Genomic DNA, 13,387 nt, shown 5'->3' on the forward strand with positions numbered 1-13,387 from the left:
AATATAATTTTGTAAAATTTATAAACTGAGCAGATGAGTCACTCATGACGGCAACCCGGCTATCTTGGTAAGAAATCATCGGAACAGAAAGGGCGCATACCTATCAATGAACATCAACATCGATGCACCGGCAATTCTGACAGCTATACAAAATCATCTCGCCATTATTATGTTTGATACCGAGGGACATGTCATCTGGGTTAATGAAAATTTCGCTTCAGCGATGGGTTATCAGACTGAGGAACTGACCGGCATGCATCACCGCAAGTTTTGTTTGCCGGAATTTGCCGCAAGCCAGGCATACTTAGACATGTGGGCGGGTTTGCGTCAAGGGAAGGCTTATCAGGATAAGATCGTACGGGTAACCAAGGACGGGAAAGTCGTAACCTTAGAGGCAAGTTATATGCCGGTATACCAGCAGGACCATGTAGAAGCCATCGTCAAGGTAGCTACGGATATAACGGAACGTGAACGACTGATTCAGCAAAGCACCACAGACCTCATGACGATGGCTCAGGAAATGACCGCGAGCACGGATGAAGTCCTGGCTTCCTCCAATCATCTCGTATCCAATATGATGTCATTAAACACAGAATCGGGGAAAGTCAGAGACAGCATCAGCAGCATCCAGTCCATCACTTCTGTTGTAAGAGAAATTGCCGATCAATCGCACTTGCTGGGACTTAATGCGGCCATCGAAGCCGCCAGAGCAGGAGAGACCGGCCGGAGCTTTGAGGTCGTTGCGAACGAGATTAGGAAGATGGCCGGCTCCAGTAAGGAATCCTCCGACAACATATCCATCCAGCTGGCGGAGGTCATTCATTCCATTGTGGCGATGACGAATCAATTGGATACTGTCACCAAGCAGCTGTCGCTTAACTCGCAAGCGATCAGTGAACTCAAAAAAGCCTATCAACAAATTACCGTCACCACACAAGAACTGGCCTCCTCCATATAACTAGAACTAATCGATCAGGCCATAACCTTTCGTTCTGCAATCATGTCCTCAAGCCGTTCTTTTTGGGAGATCAGCTCTTCGAGCGAAGGGGCGGCCGATCCGGCTGCGCCTCCCTCTCTCCCGCATAAAGAACGGAAGAGACCAGCTTTTGCAGCTGGCCGCTTCAGGATTAAGCCAACCCGCTCGTATTCTGTCTGTCCGGCACACTGTCAATCCCGTGCCTGAAAGCGGTAGCCGATTCCCGGCTCCGTGACCAGATATTTTGGTCTGGTCGAGTCCTCGCCCAGCTTCTTCCTCAAATGCCCGATGTAAACCCTCAGATAGTGACTGTCCGTCTCACTATGATGACTGCCCCAGACCTGCTGAAGGAGCTGGCGCTGTGTTACGACCTTCCCGGCATGGGAAGCAAGGATTTTCAGCAGCTCATATTCCGTTGGAGTCAGCTTGATTCTCTCTCCGCGAAGCTCTACGATTCGCTGGGCCAGATCAATGGACAGCTCGCCAAACAAAAGTACCGGCTCGTTCACCGACTTGGCCGCATGCCGAAGCGCAACCCGTATTCGGGCTACCAGCTCCCCCATACTGAACGGCTTTGTGACATAATCGTCAGCTCCGCTGTCCAGAGCAGCAATTTTGTCTTCCTCCCGATCTTTGGCCGTTAACACAATAACTGGTGTTGCGGACCAGTCCCGAATACGGCTGAGCACCTCCATGCCCGGTATACCTGGCAGTCCAAGATCAAGCACAATTAAGTCAGGATGAACCAAAGAGGCCTGCAGCACCCCTTCTTCCCCGCTTGCCGCCTCATAAATTTCATACTGGTGAGCCTGAAGGGTCACCTTGAGAAGCTTACGAATCTGCGGTTCATCATCCACAATTAATATTCGGGCTCCGCTCTCTTGTGCAGCCATGTGTTACATCTCCTTTTCCTGCGGCATAGTATGCAAGCTCGCCTGTTCGGGGAGCGGAAGCGTAATCGAGATAACCGTTCCCTGGGTCCCATTAGGTTTAGCCGATATGGTCCCGCCGTGAAGCTCCACAATCCCCTTGCATATCGCAAGCCCCAGACCGGTTCCCGGAACATGCATGGACGTCTCAGAGCGGTAAAACTTGGAAAAAACCCGGTCCTGCTCGCTTTCTGCTATGCCAATCCCTTGATCGGAGACCGAAATAACGAGCACATCTTGCTTGGGGTTGGCTGACAGGACAATTTTACTGTGATCCGGACTATATTTAATCGAATTGCTGACGACATTCACCAGCACCTGCTCCAGCAGTATTTCATCCCCCAGTATAAGAGGCAGAGGACCGGTCAGATGTACCGACAGCTCTCTATGCTGCTGGTAGTCTTTTACCTGCGACAAGGTAACGCCAATTATATCTTCCACATCGCACCATCTCTTCTGAAGCCGCAGCATGCCGCTCTCAAGCTGCACCATGCCGAGCAGGTTCATGACGAGCCGATTCATTCGCAGAGCGCCGTCCCGGATCGTGGCAAGCAGCTCCATCCGATCCTCCGAAGAGAAGAGCCGCTCTCCCTCGATAAGTCCTGTTACGGAACCGATGATGGTTGCCAGTGGTGTGCGCAGCTCATGCGATACCGAATCAAGTATCGCAGAACGTAGTCTCTCAGACTCAGCCGTCAGATGAGCAAGCTTCGCTTCCTCCGCCAGCTTTACCCTGGCCATGGCGCTGGCTGCCAGTCCGCTCAACGCTTCCAGAAGCCTCTGCTGCTCCGCGGAAAAAGCCTCCGTTCCATGCGCAAGCTTCACGGCCAGCACGCCATAGATCCGCTCCTCTGTCTTCAGCGGCATGAAGCAGCCAGGGAACTCTCTTAAGGTATCCGTACTTCTCCCGACCGTCTCGCCTTGTTCATAGGCCATATCCGCCATAACGATTTCTTCCCTGCTTTGCTCCCATTCCGTGAGTTTTGTAGAAGCGTGTGTAAGCACCAGTCTGTTCTTCTCATCAGGCAAGTACATCGCAATGGGGGCACCAACCGTCTGTGAGATCTGGCAGGACACATTATCCAACAGGGAGTGAATATCCGTAATGGCGCTGATCTGCCGACTGAGCGCATACAGCGAGGCCGTATGAGCCTCTCTCTGCTTGGAATACTCCAGCTGCTGCTTTAGACGGGCAGCCAGGCTGGCCGTCAGTCCGGCGACGGACAAATAAACACCGAACGAGACAAGGTACCGCAGATCCGCCACCGTAAAGCTCAGAAATGGCGGAATAAAGAAGAAATCGAAAGCCAGTACGCCGAGTCCAGCTGCATAAAAGGCCGGCCTGATTCCCCAATAGACTGCACTCAACAGCACAGGGAACAGATAGATTAAGGCTATATTAACCGGTTCAAACGTTAACCCGAAAGGCCGGAGAACCATTGTTAAAATTGCAATAAGCGCCGTTATGGCCGCATAAGGTCTCCAATTTCCTGGAGTGCGGTACGGTTTACCCTCCCGTTTGGGTGATGTTTTCTCCGCAATCCCGGGAATGACATACACATTGATACCGTCACTGCTGCGAATGACCTGCTCTACAATTGTCCTGGGCAGCCATTCACTTAATCGTGACCGGCTCGGCTTTCCGATCACGAGATGCTTGACATTTCGCTCGCGTGCAGCAGCCAGGAGCTCCTCGGCAATCCTCTCGCCCGTCACCGATATGACTTCTGCACCGAGCTCCTCAGCCAGCCGCAGATTACGTTCCAGTTCTTTCTGCTTCTCTTTCCCATACTTCATGGCTTTATGAGAAGAATCGACATATACGGCAATCCACTCGCTTCTCAAACCCGCGGCCATCTCGTGTCCATGCCGAAGCAGCTTTCTGGAATAGGGGCTGGGGCTAACACACACCATAACCTTGTCTTGTGCCAAAGTGAATCACTTCCTGCTCCTGCGGATATACCCGGTTTATGCTCCCATTTATTATAAAGCAAGCGCCGGCTGTATAAGATATTTTCCCGTAAAAAGGAGATAAAAGAAAGCTTTCCAGGCGTAAAAATACCGTAAAAATCCTTAAAAACCCGAGTAATAAAGAGAATTGAAGAGATATCTCGAGATATCACTGAACAAGTCAGCCGCCATTACAGGGGAGCGGCTCTTTTGATTTGTAATCTGAAATACGCGATTTTACATGCGGAGGCTGGCAGGAGTAAGATACATCCCGTAAATGAATTCCCAGATTCATACTTGTTCGCTGAATTCCCGAAGGGGAAACGGGGAATCGCAGACAGAGCAGCTTGTGTGAGAGCAAGCACTGCTTCTGTATGACAGATGAAGCCTCCTCGGCCGCAGCCGCCAGGAGGCAGGGCGACTCTCACCGTCCCCATCCGGCAGCGGTACCCGTAAGCAAAGAGGAGAGAGGAGTGGCACTGCAGGTCAAGCCGCATGCAAGCGGTAGTAAAGCAAGACATCCGAATGTTTAATTACGCTGAGTCCTTAAACAAGGAACGGGGGAACCACTCGAACGTTCATGATACGTTCCCGGGGTGAATCGCCGATGGGCATAATCCGTGCCCTTTCGGCGTAGGGCGGCTCTCATGCCCGAATCCGACAGCTAACCTCGTAAGCGTCTTGAGAGGCAACAGTTCATGGCGAAGCCTGAAGAGTTGCTCTTCTGCAGGCTTCTTTGTTGTTGCCTCCTGATTTATAAGGAGGACAAACGATGGATCACGGTCACTATGTACTCATTACTCATCCTAATCTTCTGGCCGAAAAGTTTGCGGGGGCACTGAGGGAGCGGAACATTCCTTACGCAGTTCTGGTAAACAGCGGACGCAAGCGGAAGGAGATCGAGTGGCTCAGCATTCCCCGCTTTGTAGAACTGGACACGAATAAACCGGGGCAGCTCCAAATCCCGGATATTCCAGTCGGAGCCGTCTATATATTCGAAGAATCGCTTCCTTTGACCTGCCGGTATCTGCAGGTTATCAGGCATTGGACCTCAAAGCCTATTGTTGTCATCACCAGCATGGTGAACCCACGTTCCATTTACAGAGTTCTGGGAGCAAGCCACGTGCTCTTTACCTGCTCGGATGATGTTTCATTCCTGCTCGACAATCAATCTAACCCGTATGAAAAGGATGATGGTATATGCTCGATATAACCATGCTTTTACTAATAGCGGTATTGACGCTGGCCATGCTCGGCTTGGCTCTGTGGTCAGAGAGCGTCATTCAGGAAGGCAGTGAGCGCCGATGACCTGGATACTGGCAGCCGTCGTTGTGTTGGTGTTTGTTTATTTATGCTATGCACTCATAAATCCGGAGAAGTTTTAGCTCTGGTTCACGGAGGGAATATCATTGACAACAGCAGGTTTCATTTCCATAGCCGTTACATTGCTGCTGATCCTGTTATTGGCAAGGCCGGCAGGACATTATCTGGCCCGTGCTTTTGATTATGAGCGCACCGGGCTTGACCGTATCTTTCTTCCCGCTGAGAAGCTAATCTGCCGGCTCGGCGGGATTCGCGGGGACAACCAGACATGGAAGCAGTATGCTTTCACCCTTGTATTAAGCAATTCCGTCATGATCGTGATCACCTATCTGATCTTCCGGTTCCAGTCCTTCCTGCCTCTTAACCCAGGCAATATAGGAAATATGGAGCCCACTCTGGCCCTCAATACGGCGATCAGCTTCATGACCAACACCAATCTCCAGCACTACAGCGGAGAGAGCGGCCTTTCTTACCTGTCCCAAATGGTCGCGATTGTGTTTCTTATGTTCACAGCGCCTGCAAGCGCATTGTCCGTAATCATGGCCTTTATACGGGGTCTGGCGGGCAAGCCGCTGGGGAACTTCTTTGTCGATCTGATTCGCTCCATTACGCGGGCCTTGCTGCCAATAGCGTTTATTGCTGCGCTGGCATTTGTATGTCTCGGAGTACCACAGACACTGGAACCGGCGGCAGTCGTCACCACGCTCGAGGGAGCGGAGCAGCAGATTGCCCGCGGGCCGGTCGCCTCGTTCCTCTCCATTAAGGAGCTAGGCAATAACGGCGGGGGATTCTTCGGTGTCAATTCCGCCCATCCGCTGGAAAATCCCAATGCGCTCAGTAACCTCATCCAGATTTTGCTCATGATGCTGATTACAACGGCGACTCCGTTTGCTTATGGCAAAATGGTCGGCAGCCCCAAGCAGGGCCGTGTGCTGTTCGTCTCGATGATGATGCTGTTCCTGCTGATGCTGGGCGTATCCATCTCCGCCGAGCAGGCCGGCAATCCGCTGCTGAACAGCCTGGGAATCGAAGACAGCCAAGGCTCTATGGAAGGTAAAGAGGTTCGGTTTGGCTTGGCCCAATCCTCCTTATACTCGGTTGTAACAACCGCTTCGGAGACCGGTGCAGTTAACACCATGCACGATACGCTGACCCCCATCGGGGGAATGGTGACGATCGCCAACATGATGCTGAATACCGTGTTCGGCGGCATTGGCGCAGGGTTCTTGAATGTGCTGATGTACGCGATGATCGCTGTCTTCCTATCCGGCTTAATGGTCGGCCGTACACCCGAGTTTCTTGGGAAGAAGATCGAAGGAAAAGAGATGAAGCTGATCGCTGCAACGCTTTTGGTCCATCCTGTCCTTATTCTCGTGCCTTCCGCCATCGCTCTTGCACTGCAGCCTGATTCCATCTCTAATCCCGGCTTTCACGGGCTGACCCAGGTGTTGTACGAATACACATCGTCCGCCGCTAATAACGGTTCCGGCTTCGAGGGCTTAGGGGATAATACACCGTTCTGGAACCTCTCGACAGGAATTGTCATGTATATCGGCCGGTATTTTGCAATGGTTGCCCTGCTGGCAGTGGCTGCTTCTCTGGCTGCGAAGAATGCGGTGCCCGTATCGGCGGGGACGTTCCGGACAGACAACCGTCTATTTGCCGGTGTCTTCATAGGCGTGGTCCTTATCGTTGGCGCTCTGACCTTCTTCCCTGCGCTGGTAATGGGTCCAATCGCCGAGCATCTAACCTTAAAGCCTTAGGCTGTACACGGAGGAGTTAGCGATGAATACGAAAAAAACAATGCTGGGCGGAGACACCATCCGCCAAGCAGCAAAGCAAGCCATAGTGAAATTGGACCCTAGAATCATGTTCCGGAATCCGGTGATGTTCGTGGTGGAGATCGGGTTTGTGATTACTTTGCTGCTGTGCATATTCCCGGACGCGTTCGGAGGAACTGTTCCCCGCTGGTTTAACATAACCACGACAGTGATCCTGCTGTTTACCGTGCTGTTCGCCAATTTCGCGGAAGCACTCGCTGAAGGGCGGGGAAAAGCACAGGCCGACTCCCTGAAGAAGACGAAACAAGACATTACCGCGAGAAAATGGGTGAACGGAAGTGTAAAGCAGGTTTCCTCAAGCGACTTGAAGAAAGGCGATGTCGTTATCGTTCCAGCCGGGGAAATGATTCCCGGAGACGGGGAGGTAATCGAGGGGCTGGCGTCCGTGGATGAATCGGCCATCACGGGTGAATCGGCTCCCGTGATCAAGGAAGCGGGCGGAGACTTCAGCTCGGTAACCGGGGGCACCAAGGTAGTCAGCGACCAAATCAAGGTTCGCATTACTGCTGACCAGGGCGAGTCCTTCCTTGACCGGATGATCGTTCTGGTCGAGGGCGCCGAGCGGCAAAAAACACCAAATGAAATTGCATTGAATACCGTGCTGGTCAGCTTAACAATCATTTTCCTGGTTGTTGTCGTTACCCTTCCGTTCTATTCGGATTTCCTGCAGATTCAGATGGAGGTCCCCATTCTGATCGCCCTGCTGGTCTGCCTCATTCCGACCACGATTGGCGGGCTTTTATCGGCTATCGGGATTGCCGGCATGGACCGGGTCACACAATTCAATGTGCTGGCTATGTCGGGCAAAGCGGTTGAAGCATCCGGTGATATTAACACAATCATCCTGGATAAGACGGGCACCATTACTTTTGGCAACCGCATGGCCAGTGAATTCATTTCTGCAGCCGGGCATAAAAATTCGGATACCGCCTGCTGGGCGGCGATCTCTTCCCTGAAGGATGAGACGCCTGAAGGGCGCTCTGTTCTCGAGCTGATCAAGAAGCTTGGCCATTCCTATGACGAGAAGCTGGCGGACGGCGGAGAATTCATCGAATTCCGGGCGGAGACCCGGATGAGCGGGATTAATCTGAAGGATGGGCGACAAGTTCGCAAGGGCGCAGTAGATGCGGTGAAGAAATGGGTACTGTCCCAGGGCGGCAGTGTCCCCAAGGATCTGGAGTCCAATAGCGATGCAATCGCATCCGCAGGCGGAACCCCGCTTGCCGTTGCCGTGGACGATACCATTTACGGACTCATTTATTTAAAGGACACCGTAAAACCCGGCATGCGGGAGCGATTTGAGCAGATGCGCAGGATGGGTATCAAGACCATAATGTGTACAGGAGACAATCCGCTCACCGCTGCGACGATTGCCCGGGAAGCGGGCGTCGATGATTTTATCGCGGAAAGCAAGCCTGAAGACAAAATTGCCGTTATACGCCGTGAGCAGGCGGAAGGAAAGCTGGTTGCAATGACCGGTGACGGGACCAATGATGCGCCTGCCCTTGCGCAGGCCGACGTCGGTATTGCGATGAACAGCGGAACCGTTGCAGCCAAAGAGGCGGCTAACATGGTGGACCTTGATTCCGATCCGTCCAAGATTATTGAAGTCGTCGCAATCGGGAAGCAGATGCTGATGACCCGCGGCGCCTTGACCACCTTCAGCATAGCTAATGATATCGCCAAATACTTCGCCATTATTCCGGCCATGTTCATGCTTGCCGTTCCGGAAATGGGAGCGCTGAACATCATGAAGCTGGATTCGCCTGTGTCGGCTATCCTGTCGGCTCTTATCTTTAATGCCGTAATCATTCCCCTGCTGATTCCGCTGGCCATCAAGGGTGTTGCTTACAAGCCGATGAGCTCGAACCGGCTGCTCAGCCGGAACCTTCTGATCTATGGTCTCGGCGGCATACTGGTGCCGTTCGCTGGAATCAAGCTGATTGATTTGGCCGTTCATCACTGGGTGTAAAAAAGGAGGATATAGCCGCTATGCGAACAATATGGATAACCGTCAGAACAAGTCTGGTCCTAATGCTGCTCTGCACTCTTTTATATCATCTGACCGTCACCGGAATTGCACAAGCCGTTCTGCCTTACGAGGCAGACGGCAGCATTCTCTACAATGAGGACAATGAGCCGATCGGCTCCGCGCTCGTAGGGCAGACGTTTACCGAGCCGCAGTATTTCCACAGCCGGGTATCAAGCATCGAATATGATGCGGCTGGCTCCGGGTCGCCCAACTATGCCCCGTCAAACGAAGAGCTGATCACCAGAACCAAGGAAGCGGCAGAGGCCTGGAAGCAGGCCAACCCCGGTAGTCCGCTGAACCAGCTTCCCATCGACCTGGTCACCAATTCCGGCTCTGGGCTTGATCCGCACATTAGTCCAGAAGGGGCTCTTGTACAGATTCCCAGAATTAGCGAACGAACCGGAATTGCAGCAGCCGAGCTGGAGAAGCTCGTTGCCGAGCATACCGCCGGACGCGAGCTTGGCATCTTCGGCGAACCCCGGGTCAATGTGCTCATGTTAAATCTGGAGCTTCAGCAGCTTCTGAATAAGTAGCGGGTTACCCTGCCTGAGCCTCTCTGGTTCAGGCAGGGATATCGCCTTGTTCGGATAAGGTGGTGTCTATGCAGGACTTCAAACAAAGATCCCCGGAACAACTGTTACAATCAATCGTCAAGCTGCAAATGGGCCGGCTCAAGATATATATCGGAGCCTTGACCGGCTCCGGCAAGACCTATCACATGCTGCAGGAGGGACAGGAGCTCAAGCGGCTGGGAATCGATGTTGTAACCTGTGCTGTCTCCACGATGCAGCGTCCAGAGACGAAGGCTCAGCTGTCAGGGCTTGAGCGCATCCCAAGCATCCGCTGGCATAATGAAGACGGAGAACAGAAAGACCTTGACGTGGAGGCTATCCTGAAGCGCGATCCCGATGTTGTGCTGACAGACAGGCTCGCGCACAAAAACCGAAGAGGCGCCCCCCGCCCCACCCGGCTGGAGGATATCCGGTTTCTGCTCCATCATGGCATTAGCGTCATAGCTACGATCAACGTGTACGAGCTCCAGGGCGTAACTGAACTGGCCAGGAGGCTAGTCGGGATTGAAGCGGCAAACACAGTTCCTGCCGATACATTGGCATTGGCCGATGAGGTGCAGCTGATCGACGTTACCCCGGAGACCCTCCTGCAGCGTCTGGAGGAAGGGCTTCTGCTAACGGAAGACGTACAGCCGTTGTTTAACCCCGGGGATATTAGCGTGCTCCGGGAACTGACTCTGCGTCTGGTTGCCGAGGATGTCAACGGCAGCCTCGAGAAGCACCGGGAGGAACAAGGCCTAGTCGGGTCAGCGGGCATTGCCGAGCATATCCTGGTATCGGTTCAGTATCACTGGAACGGGTCCATCTATATACGCAGAGGGCAGCAGGTTGCCAAGCGACTGGGTGGAGATCTGTCTGTCGTTACTTTCACCAACCCCAAACAGAGACTCTCACAGGAACATGAGGAATTCAGACGTTCGATGCTGAAGCTCGCAAAGAAGATTGGCGCAGCATTTCATGAGCGCCCGCTCGTCTCGCGGAGAAGACTGCCAGGGACTCTCGTTGATTTTGCCCTGAGACACAATATCACACGAATCGTTCTCGGCCACTCCAAACAGACTAGATGGCAGGAATGGCTGCAGGGCTCCATCGTGCATGATATTTTGAAGCAAACAAGAAATGTGGATGTCTTTATCGTAGCTGACCGCGCCGCTGCATATGGGGAGCGTATACTTCAGGCAAAAATAAAGGGAAGGCAGGATTTAAATGATGAAAATGCCTACCATCGTTTGAACAGCCGCCAAGTGGGCCGCAAGATCGAGGAAATCAAACAGGGAAAATTCCGGGTGTACATCGGCGCGGCTCCCGGTGTCGGCAAAACGTATACCATGCTCCGGGAAGGCAATATTCTGCTCAAAAAGGGAGTCGATGTGATACTGGGGTATGTAGAGACTCATGGCCGAAAGGACACTGCTGCCCAAATCGGAGATTTGGAACGGGTTCCGCTGGCATTCATCCCCTATAAGGGTACACAGCTGCAGGAAATGGATACGGAGGCTATCCTGGCCCGCAACCCGGAAGTCGTTCTTGTTGATGAGCTGGCGCACACCAATGTACCGGGCAGTTTATTATCCAAAAGATACGAAGATGTCACCCGTCTCCTGCAGGCAGGAATTTCTGTGATCTCCACCATGAACGTGCAGCACCTGGAAAGCTTGAATGATGCTGTAGAACAGCTGACGGGCGTTAGAGTCCGTGAAACGGTGCCTGACTCTATACTGCGGATGGCTGATGAAGTGGCGTTGATTGATGTCGCACCCCAAGCCCTTCAGCAGCGTATGCGCGAGGGGAAAATTTATGCCCTTGAAAAGGTCGAGCAGGCATTAAGTCATTTTTTTAAGACCGGCAATCTGATTGCGCTCCGTGAACTTGCTCTGCGCGAGATTGCGGATGATGTGGACGAACGGCTCGAGTCCTGGCAGCGCAGCAGTTCCTTACGCGGACCTTGGCGCAGGGAGGAAGCCATTTTTGTCAGTGTCACCTTAAGCGATCATGCAGAAAGGCTGATCCGCCGCGGCTTTCGGATTGCCCACCGCTTAAAAGCACAGTGGCATGTTTGTTATGTCCATGTGGGTGAAGCAATGACCATTAAACAGAAGGAACGGGCGGAAATACTGGAAAAGCTCACCGTCCGCTTGGGCGGACATTTCAAACTGGCTTACTGCCAAACTTCCCGAAGGCTGCATGAGGCCATTATTCAACAAGCGAACGTGCACCACAGCACTCAGATGGTAGTCGGGCAGCCGGACCGCTCATTGCTAGAGCAGCTCACAAAAGGCGCACTCATCAAGAAGCTTCTGAGAGCTGGCCGCCATATGGATGTGCTGGTGGTCTCAAAATTCAGCATACAGCCGGCCGGCGCCAGGGGCAGAAACTGAAACCGGTGTACCATTCTCCTGCTGAATGAACTACAATAATGATTGTCCGACTGATGAATGTGCTTGCTGAGGCAAACCGCCTATCCCCCAGCTGATGCAACGTAAGCACTTATGAAATCGGACGTCATCATGATTTCAAGTCAGGAGAATGCACCATGTTTATCTTCGTTCTATTGGCCGCTGTGCTGATCTATGGCGGGATCGTCTATTATATCGGCTGGCGGGGGTACCGCTGGCTTCGTCCCAGCTCATCCACCCGACGTTTCAAGATTCTCTATACCATCGTCGTCGTATTCGCCGCAACATCCTTCATTCTCGGCCGCATGTCAGGAATCACCATTCTAAACATGATCGGCGCTTATTGGATGGCGCTGTTTTATTTGCTGCTGCTGCTGGTTCCGCTTGCCCATGTTACCGTCATTCTGCTGCGGCTCACCCGGCTCCCGAGGCATGGCACACAGAAGTGGGCAGGCGCACTGACTCTGATCCTAATTCTGTCCTTAATGGCGCACGGCACCTACAACGCGTTCAGCCCTGTTGTCCGAACTTACGACATTAAGATGGACAAAGGAGCATCTTCCCTTGATACGCTGAATATTGTCATGGCGGCGGATACGCATTTTGGCCTGCTGTCCGGCAAAGGTCATGCAGAGCGCCTGGTGAAGGAAGTGAATGCGCTGAACCCCGACCTCATCCTGCTGCCGGGCGACCTGTTCGATGATGACATTCAGCCATTCCTAGATCAGAATATTGGCGAGACCCTGTCAGGCCTTCGTGCCCCGTACGGCATATATGCAACACTTGGCAACCATGACAAGCATGACGGCACCATGCAGGAGCTGATCGAAGCGCTGGAGCAGAGTGGAATCACTGTGCTCTATGATGAGGCACTGAGCATTCAGGGAGAGCTGACACTTGTCGGGCGCAAGGACCGGATTGATCCGGACAGACTGCCTCTGAACGCACTTATGGATGGTGTTGACCCTGACAAGCCTGTCATTCTGCTCGATCATCAGCCCTACGATCTTGATATTGCGGAGCAGGAAGGCATTGATCTGATGGTATCCGGCCATACCCACCGCGGCCAGCTGTTCCCCGGCAGCCTGATTACCGATGCGATCTACGAGAATGACTGGGGTTACCTGCAAAAAGGGCAGATGCACTCGGTCGTGACATCCGGCTTTGGCTTCTGGGGCCCGCCGATCCGGATCGGCACACGCTCAGAAATCGCACATATTCAAATCCAGTTTGAGTAGCGGAGTAATCCGTTTCGTCTAGAGCCCCCAAATTAAAAAGAAACCCGGAGTTGGAAATGGGGGTTGCCCCCTTTTCCAAACCGGGTTTTTCGCTGTCTAGTTTAGCCTCGATTCGATTAAACCTCTGCTA

General features: G+C 52.9%; 10 protein-coding genes and 2 riboswitches. Of the genes, 8 read left to right on the top strand and 2 right to left on the bottom strand.

All coding sequences use genetic code 11. The annotated features are described in order from the left end of the window. Nucleotides 1-106: 106 nt before the first annotated feature. Nucleotides 107-958, top strand: coding sequence for a methyl-accepting chemotaxis protein (locus DNH61_RS06150; protein WP_111145786.1), 852 nt, complete (start codon nucleotides 107-109; stop codon nucleotides 956-958). Between the two features lie 209 nt (nucleotides 959-1,167). Here the strand turns inward: DNH61_RS06150 and DNH61_RS06155 are convergent, their stop codons facing one another. Together DNH61_RS06155 and DNH61_RS06160 are read right to left on the bottom strand one after the other, a co-directional pair. After that, nucleotides 1,168-1,869, bottom strand: a complete 702-nt coding sequence (locus tag DNH61_RS06155) for a response regulator (RefSeq protein ID WP_111145787.1) — start codon at nucleotides 1,867-1,869, stop codon at nucleotides 1,168-1,170. Nucleotides 1,870-1,872: 3 nt separating this feature from the next. Next, nucleotides 1,873-3,837: an ATP-binding protein gene (locus DNH61_RS06160; RefSeq protein ID WP_111145788.1), complete on the bottom strand. Its 1,965-nt coding sequence runs from the start codon at nucleotides 3,835-3,837 to the stop codon at nucleotides 1,873-1,875. Between the two features lie 310 nt (nucleotides 3,838-4,147). Next, a riboswitch (cyclic di-AMP (ydaO/yuaA leader) is annotated at nucleotides 4,148-4,329 on the top strand. A gap of 52 nt (nucleotides 4,330-4,381) precedes the next feature. Beyond that, nucleotides 4,382-4,548: riboswitch (cyclic di-AMP (ydaO/yuaA leader) on the top strand. A 79-nt stretch (nucleotides 4,549-4,627) separates the two neighbouring features. On the opposite strand from DNH61_RS06160, the gene DNH61_RS06165 reads away from it, so the two are divergent. From DNH61_RS06165 to DNH61_RS06200, 7 genes are all read left to right on the top strand, one after another. After that, the gene (locus tag DNH61_RS06165; RefSeq protein ID WP_111145789.1) at nucleotides 4,628-5,068 is read left to right on the top strand and encodes a hypothetical protein; all 441 of its coding nucleotides are present in this window, start codon (nucleotides 4,628-4,630) and stop codon (nucleotides 5,066-5,068) included. 91 nt (nucleotides 5,069-5,159) lie between these two features. Then, nucleotides 5,160-5,240: a K(+)-transporting ATPase subunit F gene (gene kdpF / locus DNH61_RS27210; RefSeq protein ID WP_111145791.1), complete on the top strand. Its 81-nt coding sequence runs from the start codon at nucleotides 5,160-5,162 to the stop codon at nucleotides 5,238-5,240. Nucleotides 5,241-5,264: 24 nt separating this feature from the next. Further along, nucleotides 5,265-6,941, top strand: coding sequence for a potassium-transporting ATPase subunit KdpA (kdpA, locus tag DNH61_RS06180; protein WP_111145792.1), 1,677 nt, complete (start codon nucleotides 5,265-5,267; stop codon nucleotides 6,939-6,941). A 22-nt stretch (nucleotides 6,942-6,963) separates the two neighbouring features. Then, nucleotides 6,964-8,991, top strand: coding sequence for a potassium-transporting ATPase subunit KdpB (gene kdpB / locus DNH61_RS06185; protein ID WP_111145793.1), 2,028 nt, complete (start codon nucleotides 6,964-6,966; stop codon nucleotides 8,989-8,991). A gap of 20 nt (nucleotides 8,992-9,011) precedes the next feature. Then, nucleotides 9,012-9,584: a potassium-transporting ATPase subunit KdpC gene (kdpC, locus tag DNH61_RS06190; protein ID WP_111145794.1), complete on the top strand. Its 573-nt coding sequence runs from the start codon at nucleotides 9,012-9,014 to the stop codon at nucleotides 9,582-9,584. Between the two features lie 68 nt (nucleotides 9,585-9,652). Continuing rightward, nucleotides 9,653-12,001 carry a histidine kinase gene (locus DNH61_RS06195; protein ID WP_111145795.1) on the top strand — a complete coding sequence of 783 codons (2,349 nt, stop codon included), beginning with the start codon at nucleotides 9,653-9,655 and terminating at the stop codon, nucleotides 11,999-12,001. Nucleotides 12,002-12,156: 155 nt separating this feature from the next. Then, complete coding sequence (locus DNH61_RS06200) at nucleotides 12,157-13,257, top strand: metallophosphoesterase (protein ID WP_111145796.1); 1,101 nt, start codon at nucleotides 12,157-12,159, stop codon at nucleotides 13,255-13,257. The last annotated feature ends 130 nt before the right edge of the window (nucleotides 13,258-13,387 follow it).

This window comes from Paenibacillus sambharensis (genome assembly GCF_003233845.1).
GTDB classification, from domain to species: Bacteria; Bacillota; Bacilli; order Paenibacillales; family Paenibacillaceae; genus Paenibacillus_I; species Paenibacillus_I sambharensis.

Bases quoted from the DNA above. Each gene is read 5' to 3' on its own strand.
- DNH61_RS06150 (WP_111145786.1), top strand. From the start codon at position 107: ATGAACATCAACATCGATGCACCGGCAATTCTGACAGCTATACAAAAT.
- DNH61_RS06155 (WP_111145787.1), bottom strand. From the start codon at position 1,869: ATGGCTGCACAAGAGAGCGGAGCCCGAATATTAATTGTGGATGATGAA.
- DNH61_RS06165 (WP_111145789.1), top strand. From the start codon at position 4,628: ATGGATCACGGTCACTATGTACTCATTACTCATCCTAATCTTCTGGCC.
- kdpF (WP_111145791.1), top strand. From the start codon at position 5,160: ATGACCTGGATACTGGCAGCCGTCGTTGTGTTGGTGTTTGTTTATTTA.
- kdpB (WP_111145793.1), top strand. From the start codon at position 6,964: ATGAATACGAAAAAAACAATGCTGGGCGGAGACACCATCCGCCAAGCA.
- kdpC (WP_111145794.1), top strand. From the start codon at position 9,012: ATGCGAACAATATGGATAACCGTCAGAACAAGTCTGGTCCTAATGCTG.
- DNH61_RS06195 (WP_111145795.1), top strand. From the start codon at position 9,653: ATGCAGGACTTCAAACAAAGATCCCCGGAACAACTGTTACAATCAATC.
- DNH61_RS06200 (WP_111145796.1), top strand. From the start codon at position 12,157: ATGTTTATCTTCGTTCTATTGGCCGCTGTGCTGATCTATGGCGGGATC.